This is a genomic window from Amycolatopsis roodepoortensis (genome assembly GCF_014873915.1).
In the GTDB taxonomy this organism is placed as follows: domain Bacteria; phylum Actinomycetota; class Actinomycetes; order Mycobacteriales; family Pseudonocardiaceae; genus Amycolatopsis; species Amycolatopsis roodepoortensis.
This window is the reverse complement of the sequence record NZ_JADBEJ010000008.1, coordinates 561,956-584,317: the sequence shown is the minus strand read 5'-3', so window position 1 is coordinate 584,317 and position 22,362 is coordinate 561,956. Positions and strand designations below refer to the sequence as shown.

At 69.9% G+C, this 22,362-nt stretch carries 18 protein-coding genes and 1 tRNA gene; 13 read left to right on the top strand and 6 right to left on the bottom strand.

Annotated elements, in window-relative coordinates; translation table 11 throughout:
- Window positions 1-421: 421 nt before the first annotated feature.
- The 7 genes from H4W30_RS40415 (at window position 422) to H4W30_RS40385 (ending at window position 13,015) form a co-directional block, all read left to right on the top strand.
- Entirely contained in the window at window positions 422-3,349 is a 2,928-nt protein-coding gene (locus tag H4W30_RS40415; RefSeq protein WP_192748002.1) for a helix-turn-helix transcriptional regulator, read from the top strand.
- Window positions 3,350-3,879: 530 nt separating this feature from the next.
- A complete protein-coding gene (locus H4W30_RS40410; RefSeq protein ID WP_192747542.1) occupies window positions 3,880-4,731 on the top strand; it encodes an ESX secretion-associated protein EspG in 852 nt (283 codons plus the stop codon).
- A 30-nt stretch (window positions 4,732-4,761) separates the two neighbouring features.
- Window positions 4,762-5,178, top strand: coding sequence for a hypothetical protein (locus H4W30_RS40405; protein ID WP_192747541.1), 417 nt, complete (start codon window positions 4,762-4,764; stop codon window positions 5,176-5,178).
- A gap of 11 nt (window positions 5,179-5,189) precedes the next feature.
- A complete protein-coding gene (locus H4W30_RS40400) occupies window positions 5,190-7,187 on the top strand; it encodes a hypothetical protein (protein WP_192747540.1) in 1,998 nt (665 codons plus the stop codon).
- Entirely contained in the window at window positions 7,184-7,513 is a 330-nt protein-coding gene (locus tag H4W30_RS40395) for a type VII secretion target (protein ID WP_192747539.1), read from the top strand. Before H4W30_RS40400 ends, H4W30_RS40395 begins: the two co-directional genes overlap by 4 nt.
- Window positions 7,510-8,028 carry a YbaB/EbfC family nucleoid-associated protein gene (locus H4W30_RS40390; protein WP_192747538.1) on the top strand — a complete coding sequence of 173 codons (519 nt, stop codon included), beginning with the start codon at window positions 7,510-7,512 and terminating at the stop codon, window positions 8,026-8,028. Before H4W30_RS40395 ends, H4W30_RS40390 begins: the two co-directional genes overlap by 4 nt.
- Window positions 8,029-8,062: 34 nt before the next feature.
- Window positions 8,063-13,015, top strand: coding sequence for an RHS repeat-associated core domain-containing protein (locus H4W30_RS40385; protein WP_192747537.1), 4,953 nt, complete (start codon window positions 8,063-8,065; stop codon window positions 13,013-13,015).
- Window positions 13,016-13,393: 378 nt separating this feature from the next.
- Here the strand turns inward: H4W30_RS40385 and H4W30_RS40380 are convergent, their stop codons facing one another.
- The 3 genes from H4W30_RS40380 to H4W30_RS40370 form a co-directional block, all read right to left on the bottom strand.
- Window positions 13,394-14,569 (bottom strand): GGDEF domain-containing protein, encoded by a 1,176-nt coding sequence (locus H4W30_RS40380; protein WP_192747536.1) that lies wholly within the window; start codon window positions 14,567-14,569, stop codon window positions 13,394-13,396.
- Between the two features lie 253 nt (window positions 14,570-14,822).
- The gene (locus H4W30_RS40375) at window positions 14,823-16,085 is read right to left on the bottom strand and encodes an MFS transporter (protein ID WP_192747535.1); all 1,263 of its coding nucleotides are present in this window, start codon (window positions 16,083-16,085) and stop codon (window positions 14,823-14,825) included.
- Between the two features lie 72 nt (window positions 16,086-16,157).
- Window positions 16,158-16,874, bottom strand: a complete 717-nt coding sequence (locus H4W30_RS40370; protein ID WP_192747534.1) for a CTP synthase C-terminal region-related (seleno)protein — start codon at window positions 16,872-16,874, stop codon at window positions 16,158-16,160.
- Window positions 16,875-16,950: 76 nt separating this feature from the next.
- Between H4W30_RS40370 and H4W30_RS40365 the strand changes: the two genes are divergently transcribed.
- Window positions 16,951-17,799, top strand: coding sequence for a LysR family transcriptional regulator (locus tag H4W30_RS40365; protein ID WP_225950808.1), 849 nt, complete (start codon window positions 16,951-16,953; stop codon window positions 17,797-17,799).
- Here the strand turns inward: H4W30_RS40365 and H4W30_RS40360 are convergent.
- Together H4W30_RS40360 and H4W30_RS40355 are read right to left on the bottom strand one after the other, a co-directional pair.
- Window positions 17,787-18,455 (bottom strand): hypothetical protein, encoded by a 669-nt coding sequence (locus tag H4W30_RS40360; RefSeq protein ID WP_318780762.1) that lies wholly within the window; start codon window positions 18,453-18,455, stop codon window positions 17,787-17,789. The genes H4W30_RS40365 and H4W30_RS40360 overlap by 13 nt on opposite strands.
- Before the next feature lie 96 nt (window positions 18,456-18,551).
- Complete coding sequence (locus H4W30_RS40355) at window positions 18,552-19,376, bottom strand: SDR family NAD(P)-dependent oxidoreductase (protein WP_192747531.1); 825 nt, start codon at window positions 19,374-19,376, stop codon at window positions 18,552-18,554.
- Window positions 19,377-19,521: 145 nt separating this feature from the next.
- Between H4W30_RS40355 and H4W30_RS40350 the strand changes: the two genes are divergently transcribed.
- Both H4W30_RS40350 and H4W30_RS40345 read left to right on the top strand, forming a co-directional pair.
- Window positions 19,522-20,244, top strand: a complete 723-nt coding sequence (locus H4W30_RS40350; protein ID WP_192747530.1) for a trypsin-like serine peptidase — start codon at window positions 19,522-19,524, stop codon at window positions 20,242-20,244.
- A gap of 7 nt (window positions 20,245-20,251) precedes the next feature.
- The gene (locus tag H4W30_RS40345; protein ID WP_016330720.1) at window positions 20,252-20,470 is read left to right on the top strand and encodes an RNA-binding S4 domain-containing protein; all 219 of its coding nucleotides are present in this window, start codon (window positions 20,252-20,254) and stop codon (window positions 20,468-20,470) included.
- Here H4W30_RS40345 and H4W30_RS40340 read toward each other — a convergent pair.
- The gene (locus tag H4W30_RS40340; RefSeq protein WP_318780761.1) at window positions 20,467-21,411 is read right to left on the bottom strand and encodes an Ldh family oxidoreductase; all 945 of its coding nucleotides are present in this window, start codon (window positions 21,409-21,411) and stop codon (window positions 20,467-20,469) included. The two genes, H4W30_RS40345 and H4W30_RS40340, sit on opposite strands and share 4 nt — an antisense overlap.
- 113 nt (window positions 21,412-21,524) lie before the next feature.
- On the opposite strand from H4W30_RS40340, the gene H4W30_RS40335 reads away from it, so the two are divergent.
- From H4W30_RS40335 to H4W30_RS40325, 3 genes are all read left to right on the top strand, one after another.
- Window positions 21,525-21,812, top strand: a complete 288-nt coding sequence (locus H4W30_RS40335; protein ID WP_034309927.1) for a DUF2277 domain-containing protein — start codon at window positions 21,525-21,527, stop codon at window positions 21,810-21,812.
- Window positions 21,813-21,835: 23 nt separating this feature from the next.
- Window positions 21,836-22,180, top strand: a complete 345-nt coding sequence (locus tag H4W30_RS40330) for a DUF4190 domain-containing protein (protein WP_192747528.1) — start codon at window positions 21,836-21,838, stop codon at window positions 22,178-22,180.
- Between the two features lie 44 nt (window positions 22,181-22,224).
- Window positions 22,225-22,313, top strand: a tRNA-Ser gene (locus H4W30_RS40325).
- Window positions 22,314-22,362: the final 49 nt, after the last annotated feature.

Sequence of the window (22,362 nt, the reverse complement as noted above, 5' to 3'; positions counted from 1 at the left end):
CCTGACGGGTGAGAGTTCTGGACTCGGACGAAGGGCGCAATCCGGGTCGGCGCCGGATAGGTATACCCATTCTTCGGGACGCGAATCCCCTGCTCCAGGGGCGGCCACCTAGAGCAGGCACCCGGACGGGGCCGTCCGTAAGTAGGGTTTCGAGGCAAATACCTTGCGTAGTCATGGCCACCCCCTGAACGTGGGATGACTCGCTGAATCGGGTTGGTCGCCGACGTTTCGGGTGTCTGGTGATTTTCCAACCGACGATCCGTCAGCCAACCGGTGACGCTGCGTCCGCGAACGGCCTCGGGGGGTGCCCATGGTGTCCGGGTTGGGTGGTTTACGACCGAGTAGGCAGTGCTTAGGCTCCGCAGGACAACGCACAAGATCGTGTCGGGCTCAGCGGGAACTCCCCACCGAGGAGCGCATGATGTGGCTTGCCACCCCTCGCCCGACCTCGGTTTCGGTCCGCGCCGGATCGACGGCGCTCGTGGGCCGCGACGCCGAGGTCTCGGCGATCGTGAAGATCCTGCTGCGCCGTCCCGCCGCCGTGCTGATCGAAGGCGAACCCGGGATGGGCCGCAGCAGGCTGCTCGAAGAGCTGGCCGGACGCCGTGAGTTCGCGCCGGGCCGGGTGCTCAAGGGTGCCTGCCAGCCGATGCGCGAGCCGTTCCCGTTCGGTCCGGTGCTCGAAGCACTGCGTTCGGCGGGCGACCGGCCGCTCGGTCCGCTCAGCCCGGTCGCCGGGGTGCTGAGACCCTTGCTGCCCGAACTGGCGGAAAGCCTTCCGCCCCAACCGGAACCACTCGCCGACCCGTGCGCCGAACGGCACCGCCAGTTCCGCGCCGTCCGCGAACTCCTGATCGCCTGCGGGCCCGCGCTCGTCCTGATCGACGACCTCCAGTGGGCCGACGAGGGCACCCGTGACCTCATGCGCTTCCTCGCCGCGGCCATGCCCGCCGAACTGGCCGTCGTCGCGGCGTACCGGACCGGCTCGCCGTCGGGACACGGCGGCGTGGGGATACCGTTCCGCACCCCGCCGAACGTTCAGACCGCCCGCGTGACGCTGGGCCCGCTGGACGTCGAGGCCGTCGGGAAGCTTGCCGAGGAACTGCTGGACCTGCCGCGGGTTTCCGCGCCGTTCACCGCGAAGCTCCACGAGAGCACCGCCGGCATCCCGTTCGTGGTCGAGGAGACCCTGCGGGCGCTGCGGGACGCGGCCGGCCGCCTGCCGATCGGCGAAGTGCTGAGCGACCGGTTGCTGGAGAGCCTCGAAGTCCCGATCTCCCTGCGCGAAGCCATCACCGAACGGCTCGACGCGCTCCCCGGGCCCGCCGTCCGGCTGGCCCGCGCGGCGGCGGTGCTCGCCGTCCCGTCCGAGCCCGCGGTGATCGGCGAACTCGCCGGACTCGACGGCGACGCCCTCCGCGCCGCTCTTTTGTCCACTTTGGATGGTGGGGTCCTCGGCGAACTCGGCGGCGACCGCTACGGCTTCCGGCATCCGTTGGCCCGCAAGGCCGTCTACGACACGGTGAGCGGACCGGAGCGCGGCCTGCTGCATTCGCGCGCCATCCAGGTGCTCGCCGATCAGCCGGTCCCGCCGCTGACCCTGCTGGCGAACCACTCGCGCGCGGCGGGGCGGACGGAACAGTGGCGCCACTACGCCGAAGCCGCCGCCGACGAGGCCATCGCCCACGGGGACACGTCACGGGCCATCGACCTGCTGCAGTCCGTGCTCGCCGACGCGGGGCTCGGCGAGGACGACATCGCCCGGCTGGCCACGAAGCTCAGCCAAGTCGCGCTGCGCGGGTTCCGCCCGGACGTCATCGAGACGCTGGAGCGGATCCTCGAAGACCTCACCGACCTGCGCCCGAGCGTGCGCGGGACGATCCGGCTCAGCCTCGGGATGCTGCTGGTCCGCACGATCGGGCGCCTCGGCCGCGGGCGGGTCGAGGTGGAGAAGGCGATCACCGAACTGGTCGACGAGCCGGAACTGGCCGCGCGCGGGATCAACCTGCTCGCCCAGCCGATCGACGGGCTGACCCCGTTGTCGTGGCACGAGGTCTGGATGCAGCGGGCCCGCGAGGTCTTCGGCCGGATCGAAGACCCGGAACTGCGGCTCGCGCTGCTCGGCGATCGGATCTCCACCCAGGCGCATATCGGCGACGGATCGGCCTGGGCCGAGTTCACCGCGCTGCCGGACCAGGCGGCCAGCGTCGCCGAGCGGGTCCAGCTGGCGCGGCTGTGGTGCAACCTCGCCGACGCGCAGTCCTGGGCGGGCCATCTGACCAGGGCGGAAAAGCTGGTCACGGAGGGGATCCGCCGCGCGACCGACGCCGGGGCGCTCTACGCCGCCGGGCTCGCGCAGGGCACCCGGGTCCGGCTCGACTGGGTGCGCGGCGACTGGTCCGGCCTCGCGGAGGCCACCGAACAGCTGCGCGACGCCTACCCCGACCTCGGCCCGATCGTCATGGAGTGCTCGCTCGTCCTCGGAGGTTTGTCTGCCGTTCGCGGGGAATTCGCCGCCGCGCAACGACATCTGACCGCGGCGAGCGTCCACGCCCCGGAGCACGGGCCCATCCCGGTCGTCCTTTCGGCCGCGGGGGTCCTGATCCGGGTGCTCCTGGCGACGGACGACGTCGACGGCGCGTGCGCGGCGGCCGACAACGCCGTCGCGGCGGCCCGGCGCAAGGGCGTCTGGGTGTGGGCGGCGGCGCTGGTCCCCGCCGCGGCCGAGGCCTACACGCGGGCCGGACGCTGGTCGGAGGCGGACGCCGTGGTCGAGGAATTCGCCCGCGGGATCGACGGCAAGGACTCGCCGGTCTCCCGGGTCGCGCTGCTCGCCGGCCGGGCGATCCTGCTCGACGCGCGCGGCAAACATCCCGCCGCGGCAACGGTTTTCGACGAGGCGGCGGCGGGTTACGAGGCGCTGCCGATGCCGTATCAGGCGATCGGCGCCCGGGAGCGGGCGGCGCTGGCCCGGCTCAACGCCGGCCGTCACACCGCGGGCGACCGCAAGGCGATCGAGGAGCTCACCGCGGCCGCGGAGGCCTACGAGCGGCTCGGCGCGACCAGGGACGCGGGCCGCTGCCGTCACCAGCTGCGGGAACACGGCGCGTGGGCCCCCTCGCAGCGCGGGCGGCGCGGCTACGGCCAGGAGCTTTCGCCCCGGGAGCTCGAGGTCGCGCGAATGCTTTCCGACGGACGGACGAACCGGGAGATAGCGGACGGATTGTTCCTCTCCCCGCGTACGGTCGAGCAGCATGTGGCCAAGGTGCTGCGGAAACTCGGGGCCCGGTCGCGGACGGACGTGGCCCGCCGGATGACCACCTACGCGCCCGCTTCGGCAGGCCGGTAGCTCTCCGCCTGAGGTACATGAAGGCCCCCTTCATGTACCTAGGCGCAAGGAAGGGGACCTTCATGTAGTGGGCAGGGCGTGAAGGCCGAGTTTCTTCGGCTGAGCCGAGGGAAGGGGCCCTTCACGCGCGGCCGTTGTGCCTTTGGTGCAGGTGGGGCGCACGTGGCGGCCACCGAGGTGGTGAAGGAGGCCTTCACGGACTCGTTCCTGCCCGGAATGTCCCTTGTAGACAGTCGTTGGCGTCGTGAAGAGGTTCCGGGAGTGTCGCGAAAGCCACTTTCGGGACATCAGACGTCGCGAAAGTGGCTTTCGCGACACCCCGACCGGGGCGGGCCCGCACCCGCCCGAGCAGGCCGTTCACCGTGCCCGCTATTCCTTTAGGGGCAAGAAAAGTGCCCGATCGGGCATGGTGATCCATTCCATCGGGTCCAGCCGTGTTCGTGTGGTTCCGTAGTGTCATGCGCTGTGCTAGTTTGTTTTGGCCATTAACAAAGTCGGGGCCCGACCCCGTGAGGGAGTAGCGCAGAAGCATGGCTGAGCGAGCCGATTTCGCGCTGGGGACGGTCGAGGCGACAGTGGTCGGGCGGGCGCTTGGCGTCGATGCCCGCTTGTTTCCCTTGCGCGTCCAGAACACTTCGATCGACCCGGAGCGGTACGCCGCGATCGTCCGGAAGGTCTACACCGACCTCGAACGGCGCCGCCTGTCGATCGACGGCGAGCTGAACCAGGCCGTCCGCACCGCGTTCGCGCTGCTCGGGAACCACCGGATCACCGTTTCGATCAACGGTATCGACGGTATCGGCCAGGACATCGCCGTCCTCGCGCTCACCGACGGCAGGCAGGCGCTCGGCATCACGCAGGCCCATGGTGAAGACCTCCTGCAGTTCGCGCTCTTCTCCGACGAAGAGCTGGTCGAGGTCCTCTCCGGAGTGCTGCCGCGGATGCGCCCCGCGTCGACCGGCCGCCGCACCCTCGTCCAGAAGGAGGAGCGCGCCGTCTCCGCGATGGCCGCGCGCCGCCAGGCCGAAGCCGAGTTCGACGAGGAGGAGACCGACGCGTTCGGCAACCTCCAGTTCACCGGCGTCGTCCGCGCCCGGCCGGAGGCCCCGGCGCCGCGCAACGACGAGAGCGACGTCGAGGTCCTGGAGAAGGTGCTGTCCGGGACCCGCCTCGGCGGCGGGTACATCATCGTGAGCGGGATCGGCCGCCGCGGCGAACGGCTCCGGTCGACACCGTTGAGCTGGCTCGACACCGAAGACGGCCGGTACCTGATCCGGACCGAGACCGACGAAGCCTCCGGCGCCGTGATCGGTCACTACGACCCGGCGAGCCAGTCGGGCGTGGCGAACGCGATCCGGGACGCCATCGCGGACATCTACTGACCTTCCTGAATCCGGCGAGAGGACCCTCCGTTGACCGAGGAAGCACAAGCACTGCAGCCGACGACGGCGTGGGCCCCCATGAAGGTCGCGCTCGCGGGCACGGAACTGAAGGCCATGGCGAAGCAGGGCCATTTCGCCGTCGACGAGACCACCGGCCAGGAGATGATCCGTTCACTCCAGGGTGTGATCGACAGTCTTGAGGAGCGCTGGAGCGCGCTGACCAAACTGCAGAAGTCGCCGCCGATGAGCTCCACCGCGACCGCCCGTTGGGTGTCCGAGCACATGCACGGCACCGCGACGGACGCGCAGGGCCTGCTCACCCAGCTCCAGGCCGCTCGTGCCGAGTTCCCGACCTACATCGAGGCGATCGAACTCGCCCAGCGGAACTACCGGGAACGCGACGCCCAGAACCAGCGCACCTTGAAGCAGATCGACACCGAGATCTGAAGGAGAGACCCGTGACCGAATCCGAGGAGAAGACGGCGAAGGTCTCCGACCCGAACTCGCCCGATTACGACAAGCTCGACCCGCACTACGACCCGACGGCCGACTCGTCGTCGGACTACTACGTCGGGCCGCTGGCGGACGAGGCCGCCTCCGGCGACGAGATCCGGGCCGGGGCCTCGGCCGGCACGGACGCCCTCTTCAACATCCTCGGCTGGGGCCAGACGCCGCTCGTCCTCGTGAAGGACCAGTTCACGCAGAAGATGTACGAGGCGCAGCTGGAGAAGGCCCGCGAAGGTCTCGACAAGAACCTGGACATCCGCAAGCCCGGCGAGCCGCCGTCCACGGTCTGGGCGAACGCCACCCACGAGCAGATGCAGACCGCGATCGCGGACAACGCGGATCCGGCCGCGGTGGGCGAGACCTCCGAGGAATGGATCCGGGCGGGCAACGACCTGGCCTCACATCAGCGAAACCTGGCGAAGGCGATCAGCGCGAGCACGGCCAACTGGGAGGGAGAGGGCGGCGACGCGGCCCGCGAGCACCTCGCCGGTGTCGGCAAATGGCTCGGCTCGACCGCGAACGGCGCGACGCTGGCCGGGCGGCAGCAGCAGATCCACTCGCAGACCCTCAACGAGACGCAGAAGCTGATGGCGGCGAACCCGCCGGTGGCGTTCAGCGTGCAGGAGGCCAACGCCAACCTGCAGAAGATCACCGACCCGCACGTGTACATGGCACAGCTCGGGAAGGATCTCTCCACCTTCAAAAAGCAGCAGGACGCGCGAGACCAGGCCGCGAAGGTGATGACCGAGTTCGACACCACGGTCGGCTCGGCGATCGCCACCCCGGCGTTCCCCGCCCCGCCGAAGCTGGCGACCGCGACCCGGCAGCTCCAGGGCAGCCCCGCGGGCGGCGGCGCGGGTTCGCCCGCCGGCACGCTTCGCGACCGGATGTCGCCCGAAGGCGCCGAGGGCACCCCCTTCACCGCGGTCTCGGACCGGACGCGCCCGGACGGCCTCGTCGCTTCGATGGACGGCACGCCGCAGGGCGTGACCGGTGGCCCCGGCGGCGTGTCGCCGTTCAACTCGCCGACCGGCGGACCGGGCGGCGGACCCGGCGGACCCGGCGGCTTTCCCGGTGGTGGCGGGCCGGGTAGTGGTGGTCCCGGCTCCAGCCCGGTCATGCCCAACATCGGTGTCCCGAACGGGCCGACGGGCGGCGAGACCTACAAGCCGGCGGCGTCGGCGGGCCCCAACCTCCCGAACCTGCCCAAGATCGACGACAGCACGCGCACCACGGGCTACACCCCGCCGTCCGTCACGCCGCCGTCGTTCAGCCCGCCGAACATCCCCATTCCGGAGAGCGGCGGTCCCCGGCCCGGCGGCGGTCTTCCGTTCACGCCGCCGAACATCCCCATCCCGAACGGTCCCAACAGCGGCGGGCCGAGGCCGGTCATGCCGAACATCCCCGGTCCGAACGGGCCCAACAGCGGCGGCCCGAGGCCGGTCATGCCGAACATCCCGCCGGTGACCCGTCCCGGCGGGATCGGCGAGCGGCTCACCGGCCCCTCGTTCCCGGACGGCAACTCCTACAAGGGCACGCCGTACAACGCGCCCAAACTCGGGATGCCGAACATCCCCGGCGGTGGTGGCACCGGCGGTACCAGCGGCTTCGGTGGTGGCGGCGGCGGTACCGGCGCCGGTGGCGCGGGTGTCGGCGGCGCCGGACGGGCGACGGGCTCGCTAGGTATGGGCGGCGCCTTCGGCGCGGGCGCGATGGACGCCGACGGGGCCGCGGCCCGTGCGGCGGGCTCCGGCGGCAAGCCGGGTACGCCCGGTGGCATGGCCCCGATGGGCGGCATGGCCCCCGCCGCGGGCAAGGGGCAGGGCCAGGAGGACAAGGAGCACAAGGTCGCCGACTACCTCGAGTCCGACGACCCGTCCTTCTTCGCCGCCGACGAGGTCGTGGCGCCGCCGGTGATCGGCGACTGGAAGAACAAGGACTGGAAGTGACGGCTTCGTTCGAGGTCGACCCGGACGACCTGACCGCGCACGCGAGCCATCTCGAAGGGCTCGTCGACCGGCTGAACACCGCGCACGGCGCGACCGGTTCGGCGATGTCGGCGGACGCGTACGGCCTGCTGTGCGCGTTCCTGCCGCCGATCGTCAACCCGGCGGGCGAACGCGCGGCGGAGACGATCAAGGCCGCCGCGGAAGGCATCCAGGCCACGGCGGACAACGTCCGCACCGCGGCCAAGTCCTATGTAGACGGTGACAAGACCAACGCGGAACCGTTCAAGGCGGACTTCAAGGCCTTGGACATCGGAGGAAAGCAGTGACCGGCGGGAACGAGCTCGGCGAGCTCATGCTGGACCCCGACGAGGCCCAGCGCAAAATGGACCGATGGGCCGCGGGGCTGGAAGAGAAGGCCCAGCGTTACGCGGCCGCGCAGGAGCGGACGGAGCAGCTGCGGCTGACCGCGTCCAGCTCCGACGGCGCCGTCAAGGTCACCGTCGGGGCGGACGGTGGCGTGACGGACATCGAGTTCGGGAACAAGGCCAGGACGTATCCGCTGGAGGAGCTGTCGCGGCAGATCCTCCAGACCATGCACCAGGCCCAGTCCGGGATCGCGAACCAGGTCGCCGAGGTCATGCAGGAATCGCTCGGCGACGAGGACCAGGAGACGAGGGCGCTGATGATCGGCACCCTGCGCAGCCGCTTCCCCGAGATGGAAGAGGAAGAGTCTTCGGACCCGCCCGCTCCCCCTCCCCCGGCGACGTCCGCCGACACGCCGCCCGCGCCTCGCGAGAAGCGTCACGAAGCGCCGGACGACGAGGAAAACTCGCCCTGGTGACTTCCCCGTCCCCTGAAACACCGGAAAGGTCGCCGTGGGTAACCCGCTTGTCGCCGAGGTAAAGGACTCGACGAAGGCGTACACCGGCTCGTCACTGCTCGAGTCGGCGTTCGAACTGAAGTCAGCCATCGAGAGCGGCGACTGGGCCTCGGTGGCGCTGGGCGCGGTCGGGACCGCGCTCGACGCGCTGTCGATGGCGATGGATCCCTTCGGCGCGATCCTCGCGAACGGCGTCGGCTGGCTGATGGAACACGTCGGCCCGCTGAAGGAGGCGCTCGACGCGCTCACCGGCAACGCCGACGAGATCGCCGCGAACGCCGAGACCTGGATGAACATCGCGACCGAACTCGGCGACGTCGGCGCGGATCTCGCCGGGATGGTCTCCGCCGATCTGCAGAGCTGGACGGGAACCTCGGCCGACGCTTATCGCGCGCAGGCCAAGGACACGGTCACGCTGCTGGAGTCGGCGAAGGCCGGTTGCGAGGGCGCCTCCAGCGGAGTGAAGACGGCGGGCGAGGTCGTCGCCGCCATCCGCGCGCTGGTGCGCGACATCATCGCCGAGCTGATCGGGCATCTGATCAGCTGGGCGCTCCAGGTGCTGTTCACCCTCGGGATCGGGCTGACCTGGGTGGTCCCGCAGGTGGTCAACGCCGTGGCGAAGACCGCGAGCAAGATCGCGAACCTGACGAAGAAGACCGTCAAGGCGCTCCAGGCGCTGATGCCGCTGCTGAAGCGAGCGGACGACCTGTTCGACAGCGCGGCGAAGGCACTGAAGAAGCTCCAGCCGGGCAAGGGCGCGCCCGCGCCGAAGCCGAACAAGCTGGACGAGGGCACGACACCCAAGAGCAGCCCCGACGGCGGGGGTACGTCGCCGTCAGGTGCGGGGCCCGGCAAGAGCGATCCGCCGCCGGTGAAATCGGATCCGCCGCCTCCGCCGAAGAACGAGACGACGGACGGGCCGACCACGCCGTCCGGCTCGCCGCCTCCGCCGCCGAAGGACCGCGGCGCCCCGAAACCCGAGGCGAACAACCGGATCAAGGACAACGAAACCACCCCGGGGGACCGCGTCCCGCCCAAGGACCGCGGCGGCTGCGGCGACCCGATCGACGTCGCGACCGGCTCGATGATGCTGACGCAGGACGACGTCGTGTTCGCCGGCGTCCTCCCGCTGACCGTTTCGCGGACGCACCTCTCGTCGTACCGCCTCGGCCGGTTCTTCGGCGCTTCGTGGGCGTCCACTGTGGACCAGCGGATCGAGGTCGAGGACGACGGCCTGCACCTCGCGCTCGCCGACGGGACGCTACTTTCTTATCCCGTCCCGATTTCCGGCCCGGTTCTCCCGGAATTCGGACAGCGGCTCCCGCTGTCCAAAGTGGACGACGGCTACGCGGTGACCACTCCGGACGGGATGCTGCTCTTCTCCGGACCCGGAGACACCCTTCCCCTGCGCGCGATCGTGGACGGCGGGCACCGGATCTCCGTGCACTACGACGACAACGGCGTCCCCCGGGAGCTGGAGCATTCCGCGGGCTACCGCCTGCTCGTCGAGTCGAAGGGCGGGCTCATCACCGCCCTTCGACTTCCTGGAGCGGAAACCGCGCTGCGGAGCTACCGGTACGACGAGCGGCGCCGTCTGGTCGAAATCACCGACGTCGCCGGGCAGCCCCTGCGGTTCACCTATGACGCCGAAGGCCGGATCGTGCGCTGGGAGGACGTCAACGGGCGCTGGTACGGATACGGCTTCGACTCCGAAGGCCGCGTCGTGCGGGCACAGGGCACCGGCGGCTTCCTCGACGTCGACATCGAGTACGACCGGGAAAACCTGGTCACTTCGGTCAAGAACTCGCTCGGGCACGTCACCCGGTATCAGCTCGACGAACTGCACCGGATCGTCGCGGAGACCGATCCGCTGGGCAACACCACGCGGTACGAGATCGACCGCTTCGGCAAGCTGCTCAGCCGCACCGACGCACTGGGCCGCACCACGCGGTGGGAAATGGACGACGAGGGGAACGTCGTCACCGTGCTGCAGCCCGACGGCGGCCGCGCGCTCGCCGAGTACGCCGCGCCGGGCCGCTGGACCAGCCGGACCGGGCCGGACGGCGCCGTCTGGCGCCGCGAGTACGACGAGCGAGGGAAGCTCGTACGTGCCACGGATCCGACCGGCGCCACCACCACCTACGGCTACGACGACGCGGGCAACGTCGCGGTCGTGACCGACACCCTCGGCGGCGTCACCCTGATCGAGTCGAACGCGGCGGGCCTGCCGGTCGCCGTCACCGACCCGCTCGGCGCGGTCACGCGGTACACCTACGACGAGTTCGGGCAGATCACCTCGGTCACCGACCCGCTCGGCGGTGTCACCCGGACGAAGTGGGACGGCTTCGGCGAGATCGCCGAGCAGATCGACCCCGACGGTTCGGTGTGGCGCTGGAATCGCACCACGGCGGGGTCGGCGGACGAAGCCGTGGACGCCCGCGGGCACGCGGTGCGCACCGAGTACTCGCAGTTCGACCTGCCCACCGCCGAAATCGGCCCGGACGGCGATCGACTGTCCTATGTGTACGACACCGAGCTGCGGCTGGTTTCGGTCACCAACGAACACGGTCTCGTCTGGCGCTACGACTACGACCCGGCCGGGAACCTGGTCGGGGAGACCGATTTCAACGGCCGCACCACCCGCTACGGCTACGACGCCGCGGGGCAACTGGTGTCGCGCACCAACAGTCTCGGCCAGACGGTCGCCATCGACCGCGACGCGCTCGGCCGCGTCGTCAGCCGCCGGGCGGGCGACGACGTCGCGACGTTCACCTACGACGGCGCCGACCGGATGACCTCGGCGCGCAACGCGCATTCCGAAGTCACCATCGCCTACGACGCGCTGGGCCGGATCGTCTCGGAAGCGCTCAACGGCCGTGCCGTCCTGTCGGAATACGACGCCATCGGCCGTCGCGTCGCGCGGCGCACACCGTCGGGCGCCGAGTCGTTCTTCGCCTACGACGCGGCGAGCCGCCCCGTCGCGCTGCGAACGGCCGGGCGCACCCTGCGTTTCGAGTACGACCCGGCAGGCCGGGAGGTGTCGCGCCGGCTTGAGGGCACGCCGATCGAGCTGCGCCAGGGCTGGGACGCCGCCGACCGGCTGACCTCCCAGACCGTGTCCACCGGCCGGGGTGTCGTGCAGCACCGCGAGTACGGCTACCTGCGGGACGGGCTCGTCTCGTCGATCTCGGATTCGCTGTCCGGGCCGCGGTCGCTGCGGGTCGACCGGGCGGGCCGCGTGGTCGACGTCCAGGGGCAGGGCTGGCGGGAGGGCTACGGCTACAACCTCGCGGGCGCGATCACGCAGGCGGGCTGGCCGGGCGCCGATCCGGCCGTCGGTCCGCGGCGCTACCAGGGCACCCTGATGACCGGCGCCGGATCGACGTCGTACCTGCACGACACCGAAGGCCGCACGATCGCGCGCAGCGAACCCGGCCGAGCCTGGACCTACCAGTGGAACTCCGACGATCGGCTGACCGGCGTCGTCACCCCGGACGGGGAACGCTGGCTCTACCACTACGACGCGCTCGGACGGCGGATCGCCAAGCAGCACCTCGACGTCCACGGCCGGATCCTCGAACAGATCGACTTCGTCTGGGACGGCTCGAACCTCGCCGAGGAGATCCGCGGCGGCACCGCCGTCGTCTGGGACCTGGAGCCGGGTACGGAACGGCCGATCACGCAGATCGAACGGATCCCCGGACAGGACGCCCGGTTCCACGCCATCGTCACCGATCTCGTCGGGTCACCGAGCGAACTGCTCGACGAGTCGGGCGAGGTCGCCTGGCATCTGCACACCTCGTTGTGGGGCAAGGTGCTTTCGCCGCCGGGGCGGGCGTACACGCCGCTGCGCTTCCCCGGCCAGTACCACGACCCGGAAACCGGGCTGCACTACAACTTCAAGCGCTACTACGACCCGGCCACCGGGCGGTACCTCTCGCACGACCCGCTCGGCCTCGAACCGGCGTCGGACTCGCTGGCCTACGTCGGCAACCCGACGGACCTGATCGACCCCCTCGGCCTGGCGCCGACGAGGCCGAAGACGGGCACCTGCGGCAAGGGGACCCGCGGGGGCGGCGGCAAGACGAGGTCGCCGGGCAATCGGGTCACCAAACCGAAACCGGCGCCTGGGCCGAAGAAGCCGCGGCGCCCGCCGCAGAGCTACCTCGACGGCACGCACGGCGCGAAGACCCGCGAACAGAACCGGCTCACGGCGAAGTACGACAACGAACTCAAGGCCGACGGCCGGGACAAGGTCTCCGGGAAGTCCCACGAGTCCGAGCACCCGATCCCCTACGAGGCGATCGGCCGCGGCAGTGGCGGCGCGCGCGGTTCGAGCTACGACCAGAAGGACCTCGAAAACCACGCTTGGGCGTATCAGGAGGCCAAACCCGCGCACAAGTCGCATATCGGTACCGGCACCAAGGGCGACCAGGACCTGACGGAAGGTTCGGCGAACCCGAGCGGGTTCAAGAACAGCCAGGAATACCGCGATTCCGAACGCAACGCGCTGGAAGGCGGCGACGCGAACACCGCGATCCAGCTCAACCAGCTCGACTACGCGTTCCGGGACGGGTTCAAGAACACCGACGGCACCCTCGACGGCAGGATCGCGGACGACTCGTACCACAAGATGATCGACGACGCGCACGCCAGCGGCAAGGGCCTCACCTACTCGACCGGCCCCGGTACGACCGCGACCACACCGCCGCTGTCCAGCCACGACGTCAAGGAACTGCACATGACCCGGGACACCATCCGGGACGGTGACTGGCCCGAGGAGATGAAGCGGCAGAACCGCGAGACCTACGAGCAGGAAGTCGATCGGATCCACGACAACTACCCGGAGCCGAGCGCGGCCGACCGGGCGAAGTACCAGACCGGCGAGGGCGGCTGGGGCGACCTGGATTACGGCAAGAAGGACCCGAACGCGATGGACGTCGACTGACGCGTTTCGTCCTCTGGACCGCGGTATTAGAGGGGTAAGCCGAATGTTGGGTCTTGCCTGCCGGGGAGCGGCCAGTCGGGCTGATCGCGACCGCACTGTCCACAAGGGACACCAGAGGCGCGCCCGATGCCCGATTTGGGCGCTTCGTGCGAGGTCACCGCACCCTGCCGGTCCGTGAAGGCCTGTCGAACACGTCGCGAAAGCCACTTTCGGGACATCAGGCGTCCCGAAAGTGGCTTTCGCGACACGGGCGCCTGCGGTGAGGTGGTCGGCGCGAGTGAGTGGCCGGGGTGAAGGCTCCCTTCACCCCACCACCGACCCGCCCCGGATCACGACACCTTTGACTCACCTCTCATCCAGAGGACGAAATGCGGGTCGTCAGGCCGCGGCGAGGGAGACGACGCGGTTCCGCCCGCTGTTCTTCGCCTGGTAAAGCGCGGAGTCGGCGACGTGCAGCAGCCGTTCCAGCACGGTGCCGCCGGACGGGTAGACCGCGGCGCCGATCGACACCGAGAGCCCCCGCACGACGCCCGTTCCCGAAGCGGTCGCGACCTCGACTTCGAGCGCCATCACCGCCCGCCGCACGCGCTCGGCCACGGGGAGCACGTCGGTCTCCGTCGCACCGGGAAGCAGCACGACGAACTCCTCACCACCGAAGCGGCCGACGGAGTCGTAGTCGCGTACGTGCTCTGAGATCGTCTTCGCGACGGCCTTGAGCACGACGTCGCCGGCGAGATGCCCGTAGACGTCGTTGACCTGCTTGAAATGGTCGAGATCGAGCATCAGCACACCGAGTTTGCGGTTCGCCCTGGCCGCCGACGTGAGCTCCCGCTCGCTCAGCGCGTGCCACGCGTGCGCGTTCAGGACGCCGGTCTTCCCGTCGATGTTCGCCGCGATCTCCAGCTGCCGCACCAGCACACTGCGGTGCAGCACCAGCACCGGCAGCAGGACGAACGGCACGAGCGCGGGCGCGTGCACGATGCCCAGCGCGGTCGAGGTCCCGAGCACCAGCGTGGTGATCTCGAGCAGGTTGTCGTCACCGGTGCCGAACAGCGCGCGCGGCGCCCTGGCCCCCGTGTGCAGATACACCGAGAGCGCCACGACGAACGCGTTGACCACGGTGAACACGGCCGCCGCCTCGACGATCTTCAGCGAGCCGGTGAACCCGACGGGCAGGCCGTGCCACCCGGAGACGATCGCTCCCGAAGCCAGGCAGGAGATCACGATCGCCGCCGCGCAGTACACCACGCGATACGCCGGGCGGTGGCTCATCCCCCGCCACACCCGGAGCCAAAGATGCAGGTAGATGAGCAGCCCGAGGGCCAGCGCGAGCCCCTGCGGCAGGACGAGCACCCCCGCGAACGTCCACACCGAAGTCATGTTGATATGCGGCCGGTCGCACAGTGCGCGCCGTAACCGTTCCACCGAACGCGAAAGCTCGGCCTGCAGGACGGCGAGGCCGAGCAGTGATCCAAATCGGACGAATTCCGTAGTGTCGTAGTTCGATCGGAGCAGGGCGACCACCGCGACCGCCGCCGCAAGTCCTTCCACCACAAGGAAAACCGCGGGAACACCGCGTGGTCCGGACCATAAGTCCCAGTTTCGGACCCAGGTTCTCAGACGTGTACCGGCCCCTTCTCCGGCGAGTTCCGTATCCCCCATAATCATCGTCACCGGCCCCCTTCCGTGCACATTTCAATGTATCCGAGGTAGTACTGAGGGTGGCTCGAGTCAATTCCGGAACACACAGATGGAGCAGTGGGAGGGAGGATCATCATGAACGGTCGCGAGGACTGATCCAGTCGATTCAGCCGGTCCGGCTCCCGGCCGGGAGCCATACGTCGGGGCCGGTGGCGATGGCGCGTTTCCAGGCCATCGCCATCGGTCCCGCCGAGGCCACGGCCACCGTCGCGGCCACCCCGACGGCCACGAACGGGCCGGTCAGCTGGGCCAGACCGCCCGCGAGCATGATCCCGATTCCTTGTACGGTCACCAAACTCGTCGAGGTCAGGCCCATCACCTGCGCCCGGACGCCGTCGGGGACCGCACGGGCCATCAACGCGACGGCCTGCAGGTGGTACGGCGCCGCGAAGGCCCCGCTGAATCCGATCAACACCAGGCAGACCGGCAGCGGTGGGCGAAAGAAGAGAAAGACCAAAGGAACGACGGATGCGATGGCGAGAATGCCGACCATTCGCGTTTTCCGTCGCGCCGGAACCCATTTCGTGAAGATCCACGATCCGATTACCGCACCCACCGGATCCGCCGCGAGAATAAGCCCGACCGCGAAAGTCCCCGCCCCGAGACCGACGGCGAGCGGCGCCGCGAGCCCTTCGGGCGCGATGGCGAACCCGGCGAGCATCTTCAGCCCGAAAAGGACCCGGATTCCCTTACCCTGCCACAGTTCTCTGGCGCCTTCACCGCTGAAAGCCCGTGCCACGCGGCTTTTCACCGAAGATTCCGCGGCGACGGGCCTCCGGCGGCGAACCCCGGTGGACACCAGCAGCGCCGAGACCACAAAGGTCACCGCGTCGATCACCAGGCCCCAGTAGGGCGTCACGAACCCGATCACCAGCCCGCCACCACCGAATCCGGCGAGCTGTGCCGTTTGGATGGTGATCGTGCGGACCGCCAACCCGGCGACGTACCGGTCGCCTTCGAGGACGTCCGGGAGCAGCGCGAGCTGCGCCGCCCGGAAGGGGCCGCCCGCCATCGTCAGGATCACCAACAGCCCCGCAAGCACCGAGAGCGGCATTCCCGGTACAGCCATCAGCGCCGCGATCGCCGCGCGCAGCAGATCGCAGGCGATCATCACCGTCCGGCGCGGATACCGGTCCGCCAGGCCGGCGAACAGGGTGCCCCCGATCAGCGTCGGCAGGTACGTCAGGCCGTAGGTGAGCCCGGTCAGCCCAGCCGACGCCGTTCTTTCCCAGACCAGCACCGACAACGCGACCCTGGCCAGCTGGTCACCGGCCTGCGAAAGCGCCTCGGCCGCCCACAGCGCACGGAACTCGCCGACCGCGAAAGCGGCCTTGAACGCGGTGCCCCGAGCGGAATCCCCCTTTTCCATGAGCCCCTCCCCTTGGCTCACGGTAGTCGATCACTTCCGCAGTGTCAGCGTCCATCCGGACCACGACGGCCGTCAAAGTCCACTATGGACAGACAGTTTCGCGTGTTCCACGGCGGCGCGGGCGAAGGCCTCGATGAGCGGATGCGGCCGGGTTCCGTCGCCGGCGAGTTCCGGCTGGAACAGCGACGCCACGAAGAACGGATGCCCCGGCAGTTCCGCGATCCGTGCGTCGCCGTCGTCGTCGAATCCACTGAAGACCACCCCGTTCGCCGCCAAGGTGTCCAGGTGACGGGCGTCGAGGCCGTACGAACAGTGGTACCGCTCGACGGAACGGTCCGTCCCGAGGATCCGTGCCGCACGGGTGCCGGGCGTGACGTGGACGGCGCCCTCGTGCCCGACGAGCGAACAAGCCAGCGGGACGATCAGCCGCTCGGGCGATTCCGGCGCGTTCTCCGCGTGCCCGATCCCGTCGAGACCGCAGACGTTCCGCGCGTATTCCAGCAGCGCGTGCTGGAAACCGGCGCAGGTGCCGAGGAACGGGACGCCGTTCTCGCGGACGGCGCGCACGGTCTCCACCGCGCCCGCTTCGGACCGGTAGGGGCTGCCGGGCACCAGCCAGACACCGTCGAAACCGGTGATGTCGCCGACGGCGTCCGTCGGGAGCCAATAGGCGTCGAGTTCGAGACCGTCACGTTCGGCGAGACGGGCGAAGAGCGTCGGGATCCGGACGTGGGAGCGAACGCCGTCCGAACGGTCGCCGACCAGGGCGATCCGGGCTTTCTCTGTCATGCGGCCATCCTGACCCGCGAACCGAGTTCAGCGCCAACGATGATCCGTGCTGGGTCGATAAGCGATACTGATGACCATGGAGACCCATCTGCTCCGCACCTTCGTGGCCGTGGCGCGCGGCGGTTCGTTCTCGCGGGCCGCCCGGGACCTCGGCTACACGCAGTCCGCGATCTCCCAGCACATCGCCGCGCTCGAACAGGATCTCGGCACCACGCTGCTGACCCGGCGGCCCGTCGCGCCGACCCGGGCCGGGGAACGGCTGCTCGAACACGCCGGCCCGCTGCTGACCCGGCTCGACGCCGCCCGCGCGGATCTCGCCAGGCTCACCGCGGCGCCCACCGGCCGGGTCGCCCTCGGGCTGACCCCGCTTTCGCTCACCGCCGACGTCGCCGCCACCGTGCGGCGTGGCACCGAAGTACGCGTCCTCGGCCGGGAAGACGTCCTGACGGAGCTCGCGGCGGGCGAACTCGACCTCGGTCTCGTCGACGGGATGACCGCGCCGAGCGATCCGCTCCCGCTACCGGACACCGGCCCGCTCACCACCACCGTCGTCGGCGAACGTCCGCTCGCGGTCGCGGTCCCCGCGGGCCATCCGATGGCGGGCCGGGCCGTCCGGCTGGCCGAACTCGCCGACGCGGGCTGGATCGACGCGCCGGACACCGCGATCCCCTTGGCGCGGTTGAGGAAATCCGCCTCGACCGGCGGGTTCCGCGGCCGGCTGCGGTACACCGGGACCGACGTCCGCGGCCTGCTCGGCCTGGTCGCCGCCGGTCAGGGGCTGGCGCTGCTCCCGGCGGACGTGCTCACCGGCGTGAGCACGCTGTCCCTGTCCTCGCCGCGCGTGGTGCACCGCACCGAACTCGTGCACGGCGACCCCGGCGAGGGCGCCGCGCTGGCCGCCGCGCTGACGGGTCAGCGGCCGTAACTCATCATCCCCTGCGCCATCTCCATCGCCAGCGAGCTCGCGACGACGGGATCCATCATGCTCCGGAGGTCCTCCGCCGCCTTGTCCCGCGATCCGAGGTCGGAACGCGGCTGCTCCGGCGGTTTCGTCTCGGCGGGCGGCAGGGCGACGACCTGCTCCTTGGCGGGCTTCTTCTTCGTCGCGGGCGCCTGCTGTTTCACGGTGACCGGGACGTAGACGGTCACCGGAGCGGCCTGCGGCGCGGGCTGCACGGGCTGCGCGGCGGGCGGCGCGGGCTGGGTCGCCACGGCGGGCAGCGGCTGCTCGGGCAGGGCGGTGTCGCCTGCCGGCTCGACGGTGAAGGTGCCGGCGAACCAGCCGATCGCGAGCAGCGCCACCCCCGCCCCACCGGCCAGCCACGACCGGGCGCGGCGATGGATGACGACGGCCTTGGGCCGCAGATCCTTGTCCACGACCGGTTCGCACACCGGGGGCCGCACCGGCATCGGCTCGGGCTCGATCTCGTTCTCCGGGCTGCGCCGGCGCTTCGGCAGGCTGGCCGCGATGATCCCCGTCCGGTCCAGGAGTTCGACGGTCTCGACGGGCGCGGAGAAGGCGTCGGTCGACGGACGGCGCTGGGCGGCGCGCGGCATGGGGACCTCCGGAAGCGGAATCACGAACTTGAGCATTGTGGTGCATTTCCGACGCCGCCGTAAGTAACGCACCCCGATCGAGTTATCCCGAGCCGTCCGGAGCACGGAGGGTTACTCCGTTCAGAGCCGTTTCATTCCCATGCGCCCCAACAGGGCGAGCGGCCGCTGGTAAAAGGAGCCGAGCACGCGGGGAATCGCGTCGATGGCATACGCGTCCGGACCGATCAGGATGCGCGCCGTCCCCCGTTCGATACCGCGCACGATGGTCTGCGCGGCCTTCTCCGGCGTCGTCCTGGCGATCTTTTCGAATCCCTCGGCGGCTTTGTCGATGTCCCGCTCGACGCCGCCCCGCGCGTCACGCGCGATATTCGTCTTGATGCCACCGGGATGCACGCAGCTGACCTTGACCGGATGCCTGGCGATCAGCATTTCCTGCCGCAGCGCCTCGGTGAACCCCCGCACCGCGAATTTCGCCGCGTTGTAGGCGCTCTGCGTGGGCACGCCGATGAAGCCGAACACGCTCGAAAGGTTGACGACATGCCCGTCGCCCGAAGCGATCACCTGCGGCAGAAAGGCTTTCGTGCCGTTGACCACGCCGCCTAGATTGATCCCCATCAGCCAGTCGTAGTCGTCCCAGGTCATTTCCTCGACCGTGGCCCCGAGCGCGACCCCGGCGTTGTTCACCACGATGTTGGCGCCGCCGAAATCCACGGCGACCTCCTCGGCGTGCGCGAGGACGGCGTCACGGTCGGCGACGTCGAGCGCGTACGCCTTCGCGGTCGCGCCCGCCTTCTCGCACTCCGCCACGGTGCCCGCCGCACGGACGGCGTCGACATCGGAAAGCGCCAGCCGGGCGCCCCGCCCCGCCAGTTCGATCGCGAGCGCCTTGCCGATCCCCGAGCCCGCGCCCGTGATCACCACGACCTTGTCCGTGAACGACTTCATACCCGCTCCAACCCGCTCGACTGTTACCGGAGGTAACACATACTACGGCTGTGAGCTCGCTGTGCGTTGATCGATTCCGGCTGTGTTCGCGAACCACTTATGGTGACCTGGAACCCGGCAGCCGTGGACGAGCGAAAGGAAGGCGATGCGCCGCGCCCTGTTGCTCGTGCTCTGTGCCGTTCTGTCCGGTTGCTCCGCGGTGCCGGATCCCGGCGCCCAGGCCGGGCCGCGCATCAACCCGGCGATCGGCGCGCTCTTCCTCGACGGGACGCATTTCTGCACGGCCAGCGTCGTCCACAGCGGCCCCGGCGACCTCCTGCTCACCGCGGCACATTGCCTCCACGACGGCGAAGGCGGCGATTACGCGACGGGGATCTCGTTCGCGCCCGGCTATCACGACGGTGTCGCGCCGTATGGCTATTGGGACGTCACGGATCCGCGGGTTCCGGACGGGTGGGCCGAGTCCTCCGACCCGGACCTCGACGTCGGCTTCGCGACCGCCCATCAGACCGGGAGCACGAAGACCCTCGAAAGCGTCACCGGCGCCAACACGTTGCTGACCGGCGGCGGGTTCGCCCATGCGATCACCCTGACCGGTTATCCCGACGAACGGGAGGCGCCGGTCGTCTGCCACGGCTCCAGCGCACAGGCCGACACCTACCAGATGCGCGTCGCTTGCCCCGGTTTCACGACCGGCACCAGCGGCGGCCCGTGGGTGATCGGTGCCGACCCCGAGACCGAACTCGGCACGGTCGTCGGCGTGATCGGCGGCTACCTGTACGGCGGGGACGATCCGGACACGTCCTACAGCAGCTACTTCGACACCGACGTCGCCACCCTGTACCGCAAGATGGACGCACGGGGATGATCTCCCCATGAGCATCCACGACGTCCCGATCACCGGAGAGCCGATCCGGCTCGGCCAGTTCCTCAAGCTGGCGAACCTCGCCGAAGACGGTTCGCACGCCAAAGACCTCCTCGACGCCGAAGAGGTCACGGTCAACGGCGAGGTGGAGGTCCGGCGCGGCCGTCAGCTGACGAACGGCGACGTCGTGGAGGTCGGCGGCGAAGGCGGCCGCGTCGTCCTGGGCTAGCGGCCCTGCAACGGCGCCAGGCGCAACGCCCGCGCGAGCGCTTCGAGCTCGCGGTGCACCGGCTCGTTCAGCGGGACCCCCAGCGCCTGGCACTGTTCGAGGTACTGCGCCTCGCGCCAGCCCGGATAGCGGACCGGGGTGCCGCCCTCCCAGCCGAGCAGGCTGCCGAACAACGCGCTGGCGGCCTTGTAGAACCCGTCGGCGCTGCGGAGCGTCGTCGGCGCGATCGCCATCACCATCAGGCCCGTGTCGTGATCGTGGTCGCCGACCCCCGACAGCACCCCGGCGAAGATCTCCACCAGCAGCGCGAAACCGGCGACGGCCGCGCTATCGACATCCGCCAGTGTCTCCAGGTCGAGGACGAATTCGGGATACGCCCCGGCCGGAGCGGCCATGCCGAGCGGATTCGCGGCCTTCCCGAGCTCACCACCCGCCGCCATGACGAGCCCGATCATGGTGTGCGGCAACGCCCTCGCCGCGTGATGCCCGGCGCGCCCGAACGGGCCGACGCCGCGGACCGACATGAGCCCGACGCCGTACCGGCCGGCCCGCGAAACCGCCCGGTCCATCGCGTCACCGACGGCCCACAGGCCGGGCGCGCGGCGGTAGTCGATCAGTGCCGCGGCGCCGCGGTCGGCGATCATCAGCGGTTCGGCCCTCGGCCGCACCGTCCCGTCGGCCAGCATCGGCAGATGCAGCCTCGTCAGCTCGGCGACACCGGACTCCGGTGTTCCGGTGAGATCGCCGTGGCACAACGCCTCGGCGGCCATCCTGGCGCGCGACCACGGCAGATCGTGTGCGGTGAAGACCTCGGTGACCAGGTCGATCAGGGCGTCGATCGGGACGCGCTGCCAGACCTGTTCCGGAATCGGGGAGGGTTCGGCCGGTTCGGGGATCGGCTCGACGGGCGCACGGCGAAGAGAGCGGGGTCTGAGGGGCACTCCGCCGAGGGTGCCCAACCGCGTTTTTCGGCGTCAACGAACCAAGGCAGCTTTTAACCGACTGTGTGATCCGCTCACTCGGAAATGTCGGTGGACGGACTTACCATCGAGTCATGTGCCGGAACATCACGACGCTTCGAGGGCTTGAGCCGGCGGCGACGCCGGACGAGATCGAGGCCGCCGCCCGCCAGTACGTCCGCAAGGTGTCCGGGGTGCAGAGCCTTTCCGACGCCACCCGCGAGCCCTTCGAGGCCGCCGTCGCCGAGATCACCGAGATCACCCGGCGGCTGCTGACCGAGCTGCCCGCACGCCGTCAGCCGCCGGCGACGGTGCCGCCGTTGCGCCGCCCCGAAGTCCAGGCGCGAATCGCGGCAAAGGCCGCGAAGAGCCAGGCTTCCTGAACCCCGGCGGTTACGGTGAGCGGGTGACATACCCGCAAGACCCCTACGGTCACCAGCAGCCCTACGGTCAGCCGTACCAGCAACCGGGCTATGGATACGGCCCGCCGCAGCCGCCGCAGGAACAAGGTCTGGCGATCGCGGCGCTCGTCGTGTCGATCGCCAGCCTCGTCGCGTGCAGCGGGCTGCCGTCGATCGCGGGCGTCATCATGGGGCATATCGCGCATTCCAAGGCCAAACGCGGGGAAGCCGGCGGTCAGGGGATGGCGCTCGCGGCGATCATCATCGGCTACATCGGCGTCGCCATCATCGTGCTGCTCCTGGCCGCCTTCATCTTCGTGGGCATCCTGACCGACTGGGACTTCGACTAGATCCGAAGCATCCCAACCAGAACCCGTCGGATACCCTCGACAGCGGTAGCGTGTCCGAGCGGCCGAAGGAACATGTCTTGAAAACATGCGAGGGCTCTGTCCTCCGTGGGTTCGAATCCCACCGCTACCGCCAGTCTTGAAAACGGCGGCGTCCCCGGGGGCGCCGCCGTTTCCACTACCCT

Coding starts and splice junctions, on each gene's coding strand:
- H4W30_RS40375 (WP_192747535.1), bottom strand. CDS start 16,085: ATGGAAAAGGGGGATTCCGCTCGGGGCACCGCGTTCAAGGCCGCTTTC.
- H4W30_RS40370 (WP_192747534.1), bottom strand. CDS start 16,874: ATGACAGAGAAAGCCCGGATCGCCCTGGTCGGCGACCGTTCGGACGGC.
- H4W30_RS40335 (WP_034309927.1), top strand. CDS start 21,525: ATGTGCCGGAACATCACGACGCTTCGAGGGCTTGAGCCGGCGGCGACG.
- H4W30_RS40365 (WP_225950808.1), top strand. CDS start 16,951: ATGGAGACCCATCTGCTCCGCACCTTCGTGGCCGTGGCGCGCGGCGGT.
- H4W30_RS40355 (WP_192747531.1), bottom strand. CDS start 19,376: ATGAAGTCGTTCACGGACAAGGTCGTGGTGATCACGGGCGCGGGCTCG.
- H4W30_RS40345 (WP_016330720.1), top strand. CDS start 20,252: ATGAGCATCCACGACGTCCCGATCACCGGAGAGCCGATCCGGCTCGGC.
- H4W30_RS40415 (WP_192748002.1), top strand. CDS start 422: ATGTGGCTTGCCACCCCTCGCCCGACCTCGGTTTCGGTCCGCGCCGGA.
- H4W30_RS40350 (WP_192747530.1), top strand. CDS start 19,522: ATGCGCCGCGCCCTGTTGCTCGTGCTCTGTGCCGTTCTGTCCGGTTGC.
- H4W30_RS40410 (WP_192747542.1), top strand. CDS start 3,880: ATGGCTGAGCGAGCCGATTTCGCGCTGGGGACGGTCGAGGCGACAGTG.